This is a genomic window from Saonia flava (assembly GCF_011927795.1).
GTDB classification, from domain to species: Bacteria; Bacteroidota; Bacteroidia; order Flavobacteriales; family Flavobacteriaceae; genus Saonia; species Saonia flava.
In genome coordinates this window covers 804,377-823,082 of the sequence record NZ_JAATJJ010000001.1, presented here as the reverse complement: position 1 = coordinate 823,082, position 18,706 = coordinate 804,377, and the positions used below count along the sequence as shown (strand labels likewise).

The window sequence follows — 18,706 nt, the reverse complement described above, 5'->3', positions numbered from 1 at the left end:
CGGATTTGTATCGGATGATATAGCCCCACAGACCTTCACTGCGGACGGCCTTACGGGCTCAACGATACAGATTGTCATGGAGATGATCGTCAGCGGTAATCCAGAATTTTATTTTATTGATAATGTACTGGTTACTGGATCTTCTCCAAGTTTCTCGGCAAGAATAAGTGATTATACAACGGTAACTATTGATAATGAAGCACAAATTGTTCCTTTCGAAATTATGTTATATCCGAATCCTGGAACAATGCAGGTCACTTTATCAACCATCGGTAATTCAAATCTGAAAGAAGTGATAATTTTTAATTCATCAGGACAGCAGGTAGGTACTTTTTATGCTTCAGAATTGAAAATAGACAATAGTGTTTATGTCCTACCAATTGATAGTTTGCAAAGTGGGGTGTATCATTTGGACATAATCACACAAGATGGAAAGAGTTATTTTAAACAGTTGATTGTTAGGAAATAGCAATTTTATAAATAATCAAAAAGTTTGACTTTATTTAGATAGGTTGCAAGTTGTGTTACGGGCCCTTTTTTTGAAAGGCCCGTAACATAACTTGTATTGTAAACACAACAAAATTATAATAGAATGATGTGGTAATGGCTGATAGGAAAATTGAATAGATGTTTCGAAAGACCTTTGCATATTACTCCTTAAATTTACCTTAGCGGTTTAAAACATTTTGTTTTTAATGGTATGCCTTTAGTTGAGTTATTTTTTGGTAAAAGATTATTCTATTGAAACTAAAATTATACCAAAGAAGGGCGTTAAAGAAATAAAAAGTTTGAATTATTCCCAAATGCTTTTAAAGAACATATAATATGAAAATCTGTAAATTAACTGAATTGCCCAGAACTATCCAAGCTCGTTAAAGATGATGAATATACAGTAATTATTAGAATAAGACCATATTATAGATTGAGGGACCTTTTTATAACTAATAGAACGACTGAATCGTATTTTCCATAACATAGAGAATTTTGTCCAAGACTTTTTGAGACACTTTTATATCCTTTAAACTATTCAACTGTCTTATATTATGAACATCAGTTGCTATAAAATCAATTAAATTATTCTCTAGCAGTTTAAAAGCCGTTTTTTGGACCTCTTTTCCATAATATTCACTAAGGGATAATAAATTCATTTGAAACATTATACCCTGTTCTTTGTACTTTAAATACTTTTCAAAATCATTGTGTAGGTATCCATATCTTTCTGGATGTGCAAAAATTGGAAAATAACGAGCTGTGGCAATTTTTTGAATAGCAATATCAAAATTTATGGAGGGTTGCAAATAGGACATTTCAATTAGCAAATAGTTTTTTCTAATGGACATTACCTCTCTCGCTTCTAAAATAGTCTCAAAATTATCATCTATCATATGCTCAGCTGAAGCCTCAATAGAAATGTCTTTCATATTGTTTTTTAAAAGCTCATTTTTAAGGGCAGTCAATGAGTTTTCAATTGTCGTTGGAGTATTTGGGTAATAATTATGCATTATATGCGGCGTAGCAACAAAGGATTTTACTCCAAATTCGGAAAATCCTTTTATCAAAGCAATAGATTCTTCAACAGTTTTGGCACCATCATCTATTCCCGGAAGAATATGGTTATGAATATCAATAAACCCTTCTAGGTAATCAACAAGGTATATTTTCTTACTAAAGAAATGAAACATAGAATACAAAATTTCAGGACAAAAATAGTGTTTCCAAATCTATTGGTTATTTTACTTTTTTTGAAGCTTAAAAAAGAGTTGGGAAATGGGAATCAACATTAATCCAGAAATAATAAATGTTATAAAAGATATTTTTAAGTTAAAAGCATGTGCCAAATAACCAATGAGAGGAGGGCCTATGAGCATTCCCAATATACCATAGGTCCCAATAATGGACATTGCCATTCCTGGGGAATATTTGCTTGAGGTTCCGGCCAAAGCAAAAGTCATTGGAAATACGGAGGATGTACCAAAACCTATAAGGCAAAAACCTATCATTGAAGACCAAAAATTTGGAAAAATAATTGCAGTTAAGACTCCAATGGCAATAAAAGAAGCGCTGATAATATAAGTTTTTTCCATTCCAATATTCTCAATTATTTTATCAGAAAAAAATCGAGAAAGCGCCATACAAGCCATAAAAATAAGATATCCATATGTGAATATTTCTACTTTGACCACTTCTCTAAAATATACGCCACTCCAATCATACATACCTCCCTCACAAACCGCAGCAAAGAATACAAGAATCCCCAAGTAGAGAATAAAAGGGTCTGGTTTGCCTAAAATCAGTTTGTTGCCAGTTGGTGCCTTATCATGTTTAATTAAATAAGGGTAGGCAAATAATGTTATTACCAATGTTAAAATGGCAACCATAAGCATATGTTGGCCAATACCAATATTAAATTTTACCATTAAGGTGGAGAAACCAACTCCAGAAAGCCCTCCTGTGCTCCAGAGACCATGAAAGGAGCCAATTATTTTTTTATCAAATTTTCTTTGCAGGGTTATTGACTGCGTGTTTACCGCAATATTCAATATTCTCATAAAAAATGCGAACATGGCAATGGCACATATCAAGAAAAATGGAGTTTGTGCATAACCTATGAAAATCAGTGAGATTGAAAATAAAATAAAGGAAAAAAACAATGGTTTCCTACTGTCAAACTTTGAAACCAGCCAGCCCGATATGGGTAGCCCAATCATAGAACTTATGGGCATTGCCAAAAGGACACTGCCCAATTCTGCCTCGTTAAAACCAAAAAAAGATTTAATCGTAGGAATCCTAGAGGCCCAAGTAGAAAAACAGAATCCGGAAAGAAAAAAGAAAATGCTTAATGCTGTTCGCTGTTTAACCCTAATATCCATTGTGAAGAAATAAAATACAAATATCCGAGGTTATGTGAATCAAAACAAAAACTTTCAATGATATTATTTTTTAGGTTGTTTAAATGTACAATCCTTGTTTTACAACTAATATTTCTGGCACTTTAATAATACAGTTAACAAGTAACTAACAAAATTAGTGGAATAAGTTAAAAATCACTATTTTGTATTTTGTATGAAAATATTTCAAAAGAGAATATTAAGATAGAACTAAATATATTTAAATGAAAAGAAGAGATTTTGTTCAATTATCCAGTTTGGGTGCGGGTGCTTTAATGGTGCCTTCGGCTATGATGGGAAATATTATTCCTGTTGAAGCTATGCTTGAGCCGGGTATGGATGTTATTGTTAAAAAAAGAATGGCCGATGTTGCCCTTAACACCGCCAAGTCTTTGGGAGCCACTTACGCAGATGCTAGAATTGGGAGATATCTAAACCAATATGTATTTACTAGGGAAGATAAGGTTCAAAATGTAGTGAACACCGAATCTTTTGGAATCGGAATTAGAGTAATTGCCAACGGAACATGGGGTTTTGCCTCTACCAATAATGTTTCTGAAGATGGAATTAAAAAGGCAACCCAACAAGCTGTGGCAATTGCCAAGGCCAATTCCAAATTTCAAAAAGAACCAGTAAAGCTGGCTCCAGTATCAGGTCATGGTGAGGTTTCATGGAAAACCCCCATTAAAAAGGATTTTAAGGATGTTCCTGTTTCAGAGAAAGTTGATCTTTTATTAAAAGCCAATTCGGCTGCTATGGAGAATGGTGCCAACTTTGTTAATTCGGCTCTTTTTATGGTAAATGAGCAAAAGTATTTTGCCTCTACCGATGGTTCATATATTGATCAAGACATACATCGGATATGGCCAACTTTTGGAGTTACAGCGGTAGACCGGGAGGCAGGTAAGTTTAAGACAAGACAGGCCATGAGTGCCCCAATGGGTATGGGATACGAGTATATGGATGGACTGGATTCAGAAAAATTAGAGGGCGCAGCGGGACTTAAGTTGTACAGAGGGAGTTATGATATGGTCGAAGATGCCACAACTGCTGCTATGCAGGCAAAAGAAATGCTTAGCGCTAAATCTGTAGATCCAGGTAAATATGACCTAGTATTGGAACCCAACCATTTAGGACTCACAATACACGAGTCCGTTGGACACCCTACAGAATTAGACCGTGTGCTCGGTTATGAAGCCAATTATGCAGGAACTAGTTTTGCTACAATGGACAAATGGAAATCGGGAAACTTTAAATATGGTAGTGATATTGTTAATATCGTGGCCGATAAGGTACAACCTGGTTCATTGGGAGCTGTTGGGTATGATGATGAAGGTGTAAAAGGCAAGCAATGGGATATTATAAGAAATGGGGTACTGGTAAACTACCAAGCCATTCGGGATCAGGTTAATATGATCGATCAAAATGAATCCCATGGCTGTTGTTATGCACAGAGTTGGAATGATGTTCAGTTTCAACGTATGCCAAATATTTCATTGGAAGCAGGTAAGGATAAGTATTCGGTTGCTGAAATGATAAAAGATGTGGAGAAGGGAATTTATATAGCAGGTAGGGGGTCTTACTCTATTGATCAACAGAGATATAACTTTCAATTTGGGGGGACTGCTTTTTATGAAATAAAAAATGGGGAGATTGTTGGAATGCTAAATGATGTAGCATATCAATCCAATACTCAGGAATTTTGGAATTCATGTGCAAAAATCTGTGATGAGAGTGATTATCGTTTATTCGGGTCTTTCTTTGACGGTAAAGGACAACCTTCTCAAATAAGTGCTGTTTCCCATGGTAGTTCTACAACAAGATTCAATGATATCAATGTTATCAATACCGGCAGGAGTGTTTAATAGAAGTCTTAAAAATTAAAGAAATTAAAATGGCAATATATACAGAAGAAGAGGCTCGGAAAATTATGGAAAAAGCATTAAGCTTTTCTACAGCCGATGCCTGTGAAATAAATTTAGAGGGTAGTGAAAGTGGCAATATTCGATATGCTCGCAATAGTGTTTCTACTTCGGGTCACAGATCTAACCAAACTTTGGTTGTTCAATCCAATTTTGGAAAACGAATGGGAACGGCCACTATTGATGAATTTGATGATGAATCACTTAAAAGAGTAGTTGCAAGATCCGAGGAGTTGGCAAAACTTTCTCCGGAAAACCCTGAATTCATGGGTCCATTGGGACCACAGTCTTATGATGAATCTTTAACTTTTTTTAATACAACTGCAGGTATTACACCGGATTATCGTGCAGAAGTAGCCAATAGTAGTATTCAACCAGCGGTTGAAAAGGATGTTACCGCGGCTGGATTTTTAAATGATTCTTCTGGTTTTTCAGCTATGATTAATTCTAATGGCCTTTTTGCCTATAATAAATCTACGTCTGTTGAATTTACAGTAACCATGAGAACTAATGATGGTACTGGTTCTGGTTGGGTGACTAGGGATTTTAATGATATTTCTAAGTTCAATGCTTTAGAAGCATCTAATGTAGCTATTGACAAGGCGGTTATGTCCAGAGAGGCAAAAGCGATTGAGCCAGGTAAATATACTGTAATATTGGAGCCAGCTGCAGCTAGTGACCTTTTAGGAAGAATGGGGAGTGCCCTTAATGCTAGATCGGCTGATGAAGGCCGTAACTTCATGTCAAAAGAAGGAGGCGGTACAAAACTAGGTGAAAAGATTGTTGATGAGCGGGTAAGTATATGGTCGGACCCTTTAAATCCAGATGTACCTACTTCTACATGGAATGGTGCAGGACAACCTTTGAAAAAAATGAATTGGATAGAAAATGGGGTGGTAAAGAACCTTGCTTATAGTCGTTTTTGGGCGAAGGAAAAAGGAGTGGACCCCGTACCTTTCCCAAGTAATTTTATAATGCAGGGTGGAGACGCATCTTTGGAGGACTTAATCAAAGGAACTAAAAAGGGAATTTTGGTTACAAGATTATGGTATATTCGTTCTGTGGACCCCCAAACTTTGCTGTATACAGGGCTAACCAGAGATGGAACTTTCTACATTGAAAATGGCCAAATTAAATATCCTGTTAAAAATTTCAGGTTTAATGAAAGCCCAATAATTATGTTGAACAACTTGGAAACACTTGGCAAACAAGTTAGAGTGGATGGTAATTTAATTCCTTATATGAAAATTAGGGACTTCACTTTTACCAGCTTGTCAGATGCAGTATAAGTAATAGGTAATTTATAACAAACTGGTTGTCGCGATTCATTCAAAGCAGCCAGTTTTTTTATATAGTTTCCTTTAAATGTGGAAATTTATTTGATTAAAAAAAGAGTGAGTGAGCAATGATTTTTTCTTTACAAGACTTCAATATGAGTCTGGAGATTGGGATGTTGATCAGCGGATGCCTTCGAATCTTTTAAATTCGTTGGTTGAGTATACTACATTGGCAGTAGATAAGAAAGAAAATATCATCAGTTTAAGCAGTGATGATATATTTAAATGTCCGTTTTGTTATCTGTCTGGTCATAAACTGGTGCAGTTTACCAAAAAGGAGAAGGAGAACTTCAAAAAATATATTGATAATGGTGGGTTTGTCTTCGTGGATGATTGCAACCATGATATAGATGGTTTGTTTGCCAAGTCTTTTGAGCGCCAAATGGGAGATATCTTTGGAGTTGGAAAATTAAACAAAATCCCCAATGATCATGAGATCTATAATATTTTTTTCAAGTTTGAAAATGGACCACCTACTACCTCACAAGAGCTCAATGGTTGGGGGGACGATCTTGTTCATGAATACTTAAAGGCAATAGTTATCAACGGTAGAATAGGTGTACTGTACAGTAATAAAGATTATGGCTGCGAATGGGACTATGATTTTAGGAATAAAAGATGGTATAAAATTGATAATACACGCTTTGGTGTAAATATAGTGATGTATGCACTTACATCATAAATTAAGTATATAGATGGAAAAAGAATTGATGAAGATTCAACAAGAAGTTGATATCCTTACTTCTAAGTTGGCCAACTTAAAGAAAGAAATTGGCAAGGTCATTATTGGGCAAGAGGAAACAGTGGAACAATTACTTATAACTTTTTTGGCTGGAGGTCATGCATTGTTGGAAGGTGTTCCCGGATTGGCAAAAACATTAATGATAAGAACTTTGGCCCAGGCCATTGATTTAAAGTTTAAAAGAATACAGTTTACACCGGATTTAATGCCATCGGATATTATTGGAACTGAAATACTTGAAGAAGACCACAGTACCGGAAAAAAGTTTTTCGAATTTAATAAAGGCCCCATTTTCGCCAATATTATCCTAGCGGATGAAATTAACCGTACCCCGCCTAAAACACAAGCAGCTTTATTGGAAGCTATGCAGGAGTTTGAGGTTACGTATTCTGGTAAAACTTATTCCTTGGATAGGCCATTCTTTATTCTAGCCACACAAAACCCAATAGAACAATCTGGAACATTTCCTTTACCCGAAGCTCAACAAGACCGTTTTCTTTTTTATATCAAAATTGGATATCCCAGTGAGTTGGAAGAAACCCAAATACTAAAAAACACAACGGGCACAAAAAAGGAAGCCATAAAATCTATAATTACAGGTGATGATATATTAAGGTTACAACATTTGGTGCGAGAAGTACCTATAAGTGATGATTTAGTGAATTATGTAAGCAAATTGGTACGGGCTACAAGACCAGAAACCACTGACAATGAATATGTAAAAGAATGGGTGAGTTGGGGTGCCGGACCACGTGCTGGCCAAGCCATGGTTTTAACGGCAAAAGCAAGAGCCTTGGCAAATGCACGTTTGTCTGTTACAATGGAAGATATAAAAAATGTTGCACTACCAGTATTGCGCCATCGAGTACTTGTCAATTTTAAGGCGGAGGCAGAAAACATAACGTCTGACAAGGTTACACAACATCTTTTGCAAGCAATTGTTTTTTAAATGAAACAGGACTACAGCGAAATTCTTAAGCCCGATATTATTAATAGCGTGACTGGGTTGGCGCTAATCTCACGAGTAATTGTGGACCAATACCTTGCTGGTCTTAACCAAAGTAGGAGAGTGGGATTAGGTATGGAGTTTAGCCAGTATAGGGGATATGAACCCGGGGATGATATGCGGTTGTTGGATTGGAAAATGTTGGCACGTTCAGGCAGGTATTATATTAAACAATCTGAAATTGAGACCCATATTAATGTGAAGTTCTTTATAGATTCCAGCAAATCTATGCTTCATGAGGAAAACGGACTCTCAAAAATAGATTTTGCTAAAGTAATAGTAGCTGCATTGGCAAATTTGGCACAAAGTCAAGGGGATGCAATAGGACTTATCACTATCAATGATCAATATGTACAGAGCGTACCCCCAAGAATGCAAAAACAACATTATAATCGATTTTTACATGAATTAATTTCAATTCAATCTAAAGGGCAATTACCAAAAAACTTGAATTCTTTAGATAAAATCCACAATAGAAATCAAAAAGAATTACTATTCTTTATTACGGATTTGTATGAATATAATACTGAACTTTCCCAAATAATCGAACAGTTAAAGACTTCAAGAAACGAGGTGGTGGTTTTTCATATAATGGGTAAAAGTGAACTGATGTTTGATTATCAAGGCCAAGCTATTTTTGAAGATTTAGAAACGGGAATCAGATTAAAAGTGGATCCTAGAGAAGTTAAAAAACAATATTTAAAAGCTATCCAAGATGAAATTGAGCAAATAAAAAACAAGCTTCTAACCAACAATATAAGCTATGAAATGTTTCGGTTAGATGAACCTATTGGAGAAGCGCTCCAACTATTTTTAAAAAAACGGGCTAGACTTTTGTGAAATGAATTTTCTCCACCCTACATATCTATGGGCTTTATTGGGATTGGCGGTTCCAATTGCAATACACTTGTGGAGTAAAAAAAAGGTTAGGACCATAAAAGTGGGGAGTATTAAGTTTATAAAAAATACTAATCCCAAACAAACCAACACCATTAAAATTAATGAGTTATGGTTGCTTGCATTACGATTATTGACTTTGTTTCTCTTGGTTTTAATTAGTGCAGGCCCGCAATTAAAGACAAATGGTTTGCGGAACCCTATTACTTATCTCATTGAACCTTCATTACTTTCCAACAACAAGTTAAAGAGCATTCTGGATTCACTTCCAGTATCAGATTTGCGGTTGTTAAAATCTGGATTTCCTAAATGGGATGAAAACTCTACAAAAATTAAAAACCATCCACCTCTAAATTACTGGCATTTGGCACAGGAAATGAGTTCCATACAATCGGATAGTATTGTGGTGTTTACAAAAGGTTTAGTGTCTGGAATAAAGGGAATGAGACCAGTGGTCCATTCTAACGTACACTTGATAGTAATAGATTCTGAAAACACATCTTACGAAGACATTTTGGAAGCAAATTTAAATGGGGAGCAAGCGCAATTTTTAAGTGTAATTAGTGATGGCAAGAAACTTGCTTTTGAGAGCAGAAGCATCCCTTTGAAAAATGAACAAATTGAAATAAATCAACAGAAAGACAGTATTTCAATTCTATTAAATGGAACTAGAAAAAACTTTCCTATAAAGACCTTAAAACCCTTGGAAGTATTATTGGTTTACAAGGATAGTCTTTCTGGTGATGTTACATATATAGAAGCAGCCTATAGAGCGGTGTCAAAGTATTTGGATAGAGAAATTAACTTAAAAAAGGTCAGTGAGGCTAGTGGAGAAAGTTTATTATCCTTTAATAGTATTGTTTGGTTAAGCGAAGAACCTGTTCCAGAAACGGAAGCCACTGTTTTGGCATATAAGCCCGACAGTCTTGCTTCTAAATTAATTGAGCTAAGTTCTTTTCCTAACATGTACCATATAACAAGGCCACTTACCTCGGAAAACATTATTAATGAACATTTGGCGGAACACATAATTAAGTCTCTGGATTTATATCCGGAAATTGATAAAGAAGCATTGTTATATGATAAGCGAGTAGTTGATGTAGAAGAGTTGAATCCAATTCAATCAAATAGGAAGAACACGGCCGGTCTTTTTGAAACCACCGATATTTCTCCTTGGTTGTGGATTGCCTTATTCTTTATATTAATTGCAGAACGATTTTTTTCAAAATATAGGAAGCAATGACAGATTCTGGCAAGAACATATTAATGAAGTTTAAAAAACGATGGTTGCTTATGCAAGGATTGGAGATTTTCCTTTACGCCATTGGGCCATCGATTTTAATATACATTCTTAGTTCAAATATAATTTTATCAGTACTGCTGTTTATAACCTTAGTTGCTACATTATCCATTCTTTATAAGCCATGGAAACTAAACTTGGACAAAATTTGTCATTTTCTTGACAATGAAATAAAATCCATGGAATATAGTACAGGCCTTTTGTTAAAGCCAAAGGAACAATTGTCCACTTTGGGAATATTACAACAGTATAGGGTTACGGATGAGTTAGATAAGGAAATTGGTAAGATTCAACCCATAAACCATTTAAAGACAGCAGGAATCACTTTTTTTTTATGTATTATTATTTCATTTTTTGCATATAATTTTAATTGGAGTAGTAGTATAAGTGTAAATACAAATGGGGGCTCCCAACATTCTATTTTAGTACAACCTGTTGATTCATTGGCAATGGAATCTATACCTCCGATACTAGAAAGCCAACAACTTACTATTTTATATCCATTGTATACAAAGAACTCACCTGTGACCACGGAAGAAATGGATATAACGGCTTTGGAAGGCTCACGACTGTCATGGGGGATAAAGTTTAAGGGGGAGGTTAAAAGTGTTGTTATGGAAAGTGGAGGTGACAGTTATCCTATGAAATTGGAAAAGGGCGAATACATAAGAACAATGACTTTAAAGGAATCTGGATTTTACAACTTTAGGTTTACAGGTGTTAATGGAGGTTCTTATATTTCTGATTTGTATGTTATGGAAGTAACCAAGGATAAAAGTCCAGTTTTGGAAATTCAGGATTTAAACCAGTTTACCTCCTTTTCTTTTTATGACAAAAAAGAATTATCCTTCAAAACGTTAATTACAGATGATTATGGAATTAATGAAGTTTATATTATAGCTACAGTTACCAAGGGTGAAGGTGAGTCTGTAAAGTTTCGTGAGGAAAAATTGAATTTTGATGATAGATTTTCCAAGGGACTCAAACGTCTATCACTGTTTAAAAAAATCAATTTAGATAATTTAAAAATGGAACCTGGTGACGAACTTTATTTCCATGTCGAAGCTATTGATAGCAAACAACCCAATCCAAATATTACAAAAGGAGAAACTTATTTTGCAGTAATCAAAGATACGGCCACCAATCAGTTTGCAGTGGAGGGCACTATGGGGGTTGATTTAATGCCCGATTATTTTAGAAGCCAGCGCCAGCTTATTATCGACACTGAAAAGCTAATTGCCAATCAATCCAAATTAACAAAAAAGGAATTTAATGCTACGAGCAATGAATTGGGTTTTGACCAAAAAGCACTGCGCCTAAAGTATGGACAGTTTATGGGAGATGAAGCAGATTCTGGTATTCAAGTGACTGAAGAAATAAGTACAGTAGAAACAGTGAATGAAACTGAAGACCCTTTGGAAGAGTATACCCATGACCATGACGGCGACAATGAGCATAATTTAGTTGACCATGAACATGAAGAGGATACGATGGAAGAAGCGGATGATCCATTGAGTAATTTTCTTCATAATCATGATGACCCTGAGGAATCCACATTGTTTACCCAATCCTTAAGAAGTAAGCTAAAACAGGCAATGGGAGAAATGTGGGATGCCGAATTGTATTTACGTTTGTACACGCCAAAAGAATCGTTACCGTATCAGTATAGAGCATTGAAGTTGATTCAGGAAATAAAGAACAGTGCCCGTATATATGTTCATCGGATTGGTTTTGACCCTCCACCTATAAAGGAAGAAGTAAGATTGACAGGTGACTTGGATGAGGTTGTCAACTTTCAAAAAAAGGAAGGTATTGGAAAAGCAGAGGAAAACCCCTTTATGCGGCAAGCTGTTTTTAGACTTGAGGAATTGATTCTTAACCGAAGTTTGATTTTAGAGGAGGATAAAGCTCTTTTTAAAGGTGCGGGAATGGAATTGGCACTTATGGCAATTAAGGAACCTGGAAAACATCTAAAAACCTTACAACGGTTAAAATGGCTTACCGAGGATACAGGTGCAACTATGGAGAGGTTAAAAGAAACACAACGAGGCTTGTTACAAGCCATTAAAGTACAAAATCCCAATCCTAAAAAAGGAAAAGCAACTGTTGGAAAAATTAATGAATTGGTATTAAAAGAGTTAGAAGTTAATGATTAGGGAAATAGCTTTTTTAAACAAGCATCTATTGTGGCCTACTTTAATAGGGTCCCTTGTTTTGTTAACTGTCTTTTTATGGAAAGAATGGCCACAATCTGGTAAGAGCCGTTTTATATTCAAAGCTTTTGTATCATCTTTAGCTATTGGTTCATTGGCTGCCATTGCATTAAAGCCTACATTTTTAAAAGAGGTCGAAAAGGGGTTGGGAGTACTTATTACAGAGGGCTATGACAACAATCAATTGGATAGTATTAAAAATACCTACAAAAAGGTCAAGATTATAAAATACGAGAAAAACAAACCGCTAAAGCAAAGGCTGGATTCTTTGAGTTCTTTATTTGTTTTAGGCCATGGATTACAAACATATGACCTTTGGCAATTAGATTCTACCCCCGTAACATATTTGGGAGGTAGTTTGCCTAAAGGCATTTCAAGGCTAAACTACAGCAAAGAAAATACCATTGGTTCTAAAGTAATCCTAAATGGACTTTATAATGAACCACAAGTGGGAAACAGACTTGTTTTAGGTGGGCCTGGCGGTGCCAGTTTGGATTCTATAAAACTTGAGAACGAAAGCTCATATGGATTTAGTTTGGAAGCTGACCTTCCAGTAAAAGGAAAGTTTATCTACGCTTTACAAGAAAGAGATTCTTTGGGAAAGCTTCTTTCCAATGAACCTTTGCCAATAAAAGTAATAGGCAGGGATACATTGAAAATATTGATTGTAAACAATTTTCCAACCTTTGAAACGAAATACTTAAAAAATTATCTAGCGGAAATGGGGCATCAAGTTCTGGTGCGAAGTCAGATTACCAAAAACCGTTATAAGTTTGAATATTTCAATAGAAACAAAACACCAATCTATACCTTTTCGGAAAAAAATTTAAGTGATTTTGATTTGTTGATAATTGATGTTGGTTCCTATAGAAATATGTCATTAAAATCTATTTCTGTGGTTGAAAATTCAATTAGAGAAGAAGGTTTGGGACTGTTTATTCAACCAAATCTTAATTATTTTCGATTGCCTGGGAAAACTTCACATTTTAGTTTTGAAAGAGAAAATATGGTTGAGGTAAGTATTCAAGAAAGTAATAGGGCTGTAAGCAAGTATCCATACCGTTTTAAAGAAGATTTGGGTGTTTTGCCATCCTATAAATATGGAAATCAGCTGCTTGCTGCTTATAAGAAGATGGGAAAGGGTAGAATTGGAACAACTGTTTTGGAAAGCACGTACGAGTTGGTTTTAAATGGAAATAGTAAAACCTACCAACAGTTTTGGAAGGAAATAATTGAAGCCACTAGTAAAAAAAGTATTCCGATTGCAGAATGGAATCCAGCCTCAAAATTTGCATACAAGGACCAACCTTTTGAATTTAAGGTTCGTACAGAAATTGAAAACCCAGAAATCAAAAGCAATGATGGATATGGTATTCCTTTGATGCAGGATGTGGAAGTTGCAAGCATATGGGGAGGAACTACGTATCCTAGAAATTTGGGATGGAATAAATTGATTTTACAAAACGATACGACCCAAGTATATGAGTATTTTGTGATGGATTCTACAAAGTGGCGATCACTTACTAAAAATAGAACTATCCATGATAATGTAAGGCATTTCAATAAACCGGTAATTGAAAGTCTAAATATGGAAGTACCTCAGGAAATTAATCCACTATGGTTTTATTTAGTTTTCTTATTTAGTGCAGGGTATTTATGGCTAGAGCCCAAGTTGCTCGGAAGTTAGTTATTTATAATATTGCGCGTTCATAAGAAAAGTCAATTTTACTTTTAAATAGTTGTTGTCATAGGTAGCTTAACCACCACTTGTCCCTATTATTATTTTTGTATTGGTTGTACCAATTGCAAATGGGGTATAATAATACTATTAAAATTATCCAGATGATATATACTGCCCAAAGGTCAAAACCATAACCTTGAAGCCCGGCCTGCATGGTTACCCAAACATCTATCATCATATCGGAAGCAGTGAAACCCGTTAACAAAGCGGCAAAGAGGGCAATTAAATGTATTACATAAATATGGATGATGTAAAAAAACATGGGGACACGACCAATTACAATCAATTTATCAAAAAAGGCTCCTTTCCACTTTTCTGCAAAGGCAAGAAATGCAATAGATGGTCCAATGGTAAGTAATAAAAACAACAATGAAGGTGGATACTTGGTGATATTAAAAAACGAAATCAATGTAAAACTAAAAGTACCCTGGTTGGACCAAAAATAAGGATCTCCGTAAATGTTCATGAATCTAAGGATAAAAAATGATAGAGTAAGTCCCAATCCAATTTGCAGCAGCTTTCTTATTCTAAGATTACTGTCAACTGTTGGCCTATAGAGTTCCCCAAAGTAATAGCCCAAGGGCATTACAAAAATCCATGGAAGTATCGGATAAGCAGTAAAAATCTGCATATTACCAACTTCCACGATGTTGAATACATGAAGAAAAGACCAAATGCCAGAACTTAATGTTCCAGTTGGTGCAAATGAGTCAAATAAATTATGACCTATAATGACCAGTACCGATGAAATGATTACCGGTTTTTTTGGAAGGTTGATAAAACCTGCCAGACATATCATTCCCAAACCAAGTATCCATATGACTTGAAGCAATACCATTGAATAATCAAGTTTAAAGAGCCATCCGAATTTTATAATGGTGAGTTCAGCTAAAATCAACCAAATCCCCCTTTTTATAAGCCAGGTACTAAGTGATTTTTTATTCCTTCGTTGTCCTACAAAAAAAGCAGAGGTACCTGCTAAAAAAACAAATACGGGAGCACAAAAGTGTGTCATAAAACGAGTAAAGAATAGCGCTCCATTTGTTTGGGTCAAATCATTTGGGTCAAAGAAGAAGGCATCATAATGAAAATAATCTCTAACATGATCCAATGCCATGAGTACCATTACCAAGCCCCTTAGCATGTCTATTGACTTAATTCTTTCTCTTGTTTTGCTCATAGGGTTGCTTTTTGCATTTGGGAATGCAACTTTATTCCTTCCCTTATAACAATTTCTATTATTTCTTGAATATCACTTTCTGAAGTCCTAAAGTTTACGATACAGCTCCTTAAACAGTATTTTTCCAGTACTATAGCATTTGATAAAAAGACTTCTCCACCTTGTTGCAGACTGTCCAATAAAGTCTCATTCAAAGTGTTTAAGTATGCCTCTCTCTTTAATTGATTTTCAGGAAGACCATACATTGGCACATATCTGAAGGTGGTAATGCTTAAATTTTGGGTGATAGCCTCTAATTCTGGATGTTTTTCGGCCAATTCGTATAATAATTTTGACAATTTAATATCTTCAGCTATCATTTCTGTATACCCATTGCTTCCAATTTGTTGCAAAGCCATCCAGACTTTTAAAGCCTTGAACCCTCGGGAGTTTTGAAGTCCGTATTCATAGAAATTTAAGGATTGCCCTTCTTCATCTTTGCTAAAGTTGTAATACTCAGGATGGGAACTATAAGTGTCTATGAGATGCTTAGGATTTTTAACCAATGTACAACCTGCTTCAAGTGGAGTATATAGCCATTTGTGGGGATCAATTGCAATGGAATCTGCTAAGTCCATACCTTCAAATACACTTTTGAATTCTGGTATAATTGCTGCTGGGGCACCGTAGGCACCATCGATATGAAACCAAAGATTGTTTTTGTTACATATGGAAGCAATTTCTTTCAAATTATCAACTACTCCAGTACTTACGTCTCCTGCGGTACCCACTACCATAAAAGGTTGGTAGCCATTTCTCAAATCTTGTTGTATAGTCTTGGACAATAGGTCGTTGTTCATCCTATTTTCAGAATCTGTAGGTATCCAACGAATTGATTTTGAACCATGGCCAAACAGTATGGCTGCCTTTTCCACCCAAGTATGGGTCGCTTTGGAGCAATAGGCCACAAGTTTTGAATTGGTGTTTACAAGCCCCTCTTCTTTCAGGCTCTTGGGCATTTTAGCTGTTCTTGCCACTAAAAATGCATTGAAGTTTGCCATATTGCCTCCACTGACCAAAACACCACCATAACTTGGAGATACTCCAATGAATTCCGCCAACCATTGAACTGTCTGTTTTTCAATTTCAGTGGCCATAGGGCTCAAAATCTGGGCGCCCACATTCTGATTCACTGCGGCAGAAAGTAAATCTCCCAAGACTCCAATGGGAGCGGGAGAGGAGGTAATGTACCCCATAAATTTTGGATGCCCATTAAATAGGGAATGGTTTAGTAATAAGTCTGATGATCTTGAAATGATTTCTGCGGCCGACTTACCTTCTTCAGGTAAACCAGTAGCAGTTAAAGTCTTTTGTAATTGTACGGGCGATTCACCTGATGTAACCTTATAACTTTCAATAGTATCAAAGAAGTCAGCTATAGTATCAATTAAATCATAACCTATTTTTTTAAAGTCGGACTTGTTAATTTCTACGGGTGTACTTCTACTTTTGTTCATTTACGTTTTATTTATTGCTCGAAAGCAATTTAAGCAAAGAGCTCTTTAAATAGAATACCAAAAGAAACTAATAACACCATCCAACCAAAGTATTTTTTAAGCTTTTCACCTTTGATAAAAGACGAAAGGTAAATGCCCAAGAATATGCCTAAGATAGATATTATGGTAAACCGTAAGAGAAAATGCCAGTTAATTTCCACATTGTCCAAATCGCCTATAAATCCAATTATTGATTTTATTGCGATAATGAACAAAGAGGTTGCCACTGCTTTTTTCATAGGCAGTTTTAATAATAGAACCAATGTGGGAATGATCAAAAATCCGCCACCTATACCAACAATGCCTGTAAGTATACCAATAACTATTCCCGCTAGTATTAACAATGGAAAGTTGTTGCCACTAAAGACATTTATATTAGTGGACAGCTCCCTTTTCCATATCATAGAAATAGAAGAACAAAGCATTATGATAGCAAAAAACACCATGATACCCATGTCCCTTGTAATTACAAAGTCGTTTATGGTAACAATCTCAAAAGGTATTATAGGTAGTAAATATTTACGGACAATATATACCGATATAAAAGCGGGTATTGCAAAAACAACAGCAATTTTGAAATCAACCAAACCTTTCTTTAATTTGTTTACAGCACCTACCGAAGCAGAAGTGCCAACAACAAATAAAGAGTAAGCAGTTGTTGTAATGGGACTCATATGAAATAGGTAGGTTAAAATGGGGATTGTGATAATTGAACCCCCGCTCCCCACTAAACCTAAAACTACTCCAACGGACAATGCCCCTAAATAACCTAAAATCTGTACGGCATCCATTTTTTCTACTTAGAATTCAAAAGAAAGTTGATTACTTTGCTTCTTTTATATAACCCCAACCTATTCCTTGTTTCTGAATTATTTCTAAAATTCCATCGGGAACTGCCCTTACTCCAGCAATCAATTGGGTTGCCTCAATTTTATGACGGTTCAGTGATGCTTGACAGACCACTAAATCTACATTTTCAATAGTGCCGAGTTCCTCCATTTGATTTAAAACAGTTGAAGTGTTTTTAACAACCATACCATAAGCTCCACTATACATCACCATTTCGAACTTGGAATCTGGATAAGCCTCGGCCATCATTTTTACATGTTTTACCGCGGATTCATGGACACTGGCTTCACTGCTTGTTACATCAAACACGATTTTAACCGGTTTTTCCTGGGCAAAAATTAGTGTGCTGAACAGGAATGTTATTAATATATTTATTATTGTTTTCATAAGGATATTTTACAATAATTATTCGCCTGCAAAAATGTAACCACAGCCATTTTCTTGTGCTCTACCCAATGCCCATACGCCCGATGGTACAACCTGTATTCCTGGTTGAACGGCATCTATCCACTCTTGATAGGTTTCACTTGGATCCAGCCCCATTTTTTGCGCAACAACCCCACTATATACAGATATGGCAAGGTTGCATACACAAAATAACGCACCGCGTTGTTGCATATCCTTAATCCCTTGAATTACAGGCATTGGAAAATCACCTTCTTGAGGTTCGTAGTAAGGATTACGTAATGCTGGTTCTTTTGTAGTATTATCGGTAACACCAAAAACCTCTCCTAGGTTGTATTTTTTCCACAAAGCGGAGTTAAAGGCAAAAGGAATGGCATCATGTCTTAAAACAGTCATTGCGGTAATGTCATCATCAGTAGATCCTGTCTCGTTGTTGGACAGGTAAAAAGCCCAGTTCCAGATTATTGGAAATCCTGCATGGGGCTTAGAACCATCATATACAACACGGTGCGATCCTTTAATTTTCTTGAACCATTCATCAGCTTCATCCATTTTTTTATCATCATAGGATGGTAAATTGGCATGTACAGCATTGGTAAATAGTGAAAGCGTACTGGCCGTTGCTCCAAGCATCATTGCTCCCATAAAATTTCTTCTTGAATTACTTTTTTGTGTTTTCATAATAAATTAT

At 35.7% G+C, this 18,706-nt stretch carries 16 protein-coding genes; 9 read left to right on the top strand and 7 right to left on the bottom strand.

All coding sequences use genetic code 11. From position 1 onward, the window contains the following. Positions 1-469, top strand: a 469-nt coding sequence (locus tag GGR42_RS03630; RefSeq protein WP_209023920.1) for a T9SS type A sorting domain-containing protein, incomplete at its 5' end; no start/stop codon positions are given. Between the two features lie 472 nt (positions 470-941). Here GGR42_RS03630 and GGR42_RS03625 read toward each other — a convergent pair. After that, positions 942-1,682 carry a tyrosine-protein phosphatase gene (locus GGR42_RS03625; protein WP_167960943.1) on the bottom strand — a complete coding sequence of 247 codons (741 nt, stop codon included), beginning with the start codon at positions 1,680-1,682 and terminating at the stop codon, positions 942-944. A 51-nt stretch (positions 1,683-1,733) separates the two neighbouring features. Then, entirely contained in the window at positions 1,734-2,870 is a 1,137-nt protein-coding gene (locus GGR42_RS03620) for an MFS transporter (RefSeq protein ID WP_167960941.1), read from the bottom strand. 242 nt (positions 2,871-3,112) lie between these two features. Here GGR42_RS03620 and GGR42_RS03615 point away from each other — a divergent pair, with 242 nt between their 5' ends. From GGR42_RS03615 to GGR42_RS03580, 8 genes are all read left to right on the top strand, one after another. After that, positions 3,113-4,753: a TldD/PmbA family protein gene (locus GGR42_RS03615; protein ID WP_167960939.1), complete on the top strand. Its 1,641-nt coding sequence runs from the start codon at positions 3,113-3,115 to the stop codon at positions 4,751-4,753. A gap of 29 nt (positions 4,754-4,782) precedes the next feature. Further along, positions 4,783-6,099 (top strand): TldD/PmbA family protein, encoded by a 1,317-nt coding sequence (locus tag GGR42_RS03610; RefSeq protein WP_167960937.1) that lies wholly within the window; start codon positions 4,783-4,785, stop codon positions 6,097-6,099. 109 nt (positions 6,100-6,208) lie between these two features. Beyond that, positions 6,209-6,829: a DUF4159 domain-containing protein gene (locus tag GGR42_RS03605; RefSeq protein WP_167960935.1), complete on the top strand. Its 621-nt coding sequence runs from the start codon at positions 6,209-6,211 to the stop codon at positions 6,827-6,829. 13 nt (positions 6,830-6,842) lie between these two features. After that, positions 6,843-7,838: an AAA family ATPase gene (locus GGR42_RS03600; RefSeq protein WP_167960933.1), complete on the top strand. Its 996-nt coding sequence runs from the start codon at positions 6,843-6,845 to the stop codon at positions 7,836-7,838. Further along, positions 7,839-8,735, top strand: a complete 897-nt coding sequence (locus GGR42_RS03595; RefSeq protein WP_167960931.1) for a DUF58 domain-containing protein — start codon at positions 7,839-7,841, stop codon at positions 8,733-8,735. Between the two features lies 1 nt (position 8,736). Beyond that, positions 8,737-10,035 carry a BatA domain-containing protein gene (locus tag GGR42_RS03590; RefSeq protein WP_167960929.1) on the top strand — a complete coding sequence of 433 codons (1,299 nt, stop codon included), beginning with the start codon at positions 8,737-8,739 and terminating at the stop codon, positions 10,033-10,035. Beyond that, entirely contained in the window at positions 10,032-12,248 is a 2,217-nt protein-coding gene (locus GGR42_RS03585) for a tryptophan-rich sensory protein (protein WP_167960927.1), read from the top strand. The genes GGR42_RS03590 and GGR42_RS03585 overlap by 4 nt, the downstream gene beginning before the upstream one ends. Further along, positions 12,241-13,992: a hypothetical protein gene (locus tag GGR42_RS03580; protein ID WP_167960925.1), complete on the top strand. Its 1,752-nt coding sequence runs from the start codon at positions 12,241-12,243 to the stop codon at positions 13,990-13,992. The genes GGR42_RS03585 and GGR42_RS03580 overlap by 8 nt, the downstream gene beginning before the upstream one ends. Positions 13,993-14,050: 58 nt before the next feature. On the opposite strand, the gene GGR42_RS03575 is transcribed toward GGR42_RS03580, so the two are convergent. Genes GGR42_RS03575 through GGR42_RS03555 form a run of 5 tightly spaced genes read right to left on the bottom strand, consistent with a single transcriptional unit; the run spans position 14,051 to position 18,696 of the window. After that, a complete protein-coding gene (locus tag GGR42_RS03575) occupies positions 14,051-15,226 on the bottom strand; it encodes a DUF1624 domain-containing protein (RefSeq protein ID WP_167960923.1) in 1,176 nt (391 codons plus the stop codon). Then, positions 15,223-16,722 (bottom strand): pyridoxal phosphate-dependent decarboxylase family protein, encoded by a 1,500-nt coding sequence (locus GGR42_RS03570; protein ID WP_167960921.1) that lies wholly within the window; start codon positions 16,720-16,722, stop codon positions 15,223-15,225. Before GGR42_RS03570 ends, GGR42_RS03575 begins: the two co-directional genes overlap by 4 nt. Before the next feature lie 29 nt (positions 16,723-16,751). Then, the gene (locus GGR42_RS03565) at positions 16,752-17,552 is read right to left on the bottom strand and encodes a sulfite exporter TauE/SafE family protein (protein ID WP_167960919.1); all 801 of its coding nucleotides are present in this window, start codon (positions 17,550-17,552) and stop codon (positions 16,752-16,754) included. Between the two features lie 31 nt (positions 17,553-17,583). After that, positions 17,584-17,997, bottom strand: coding sequence for a DsrE family protein (locus GGR42_RS03560; protein WP_167960917.1), 414 nt, complete (start codon positions 17,995-17,997; stop codon positions 17,584-17,586). Between the two features lie 18 nt (positions 17,998-18,015). Further along, entirely contained in the window at positions 18,016-18,696 is a 681-nt protein-coding gene (locus GGR42_RS03555; protein WP_167960915.1) for a Tat (twin-arginine translocation) pathway signal sequence containing protein, read from the bottom strand. Between the last annotated feature and the right edge of the window lie 10 nt (positions 18,697-18,706).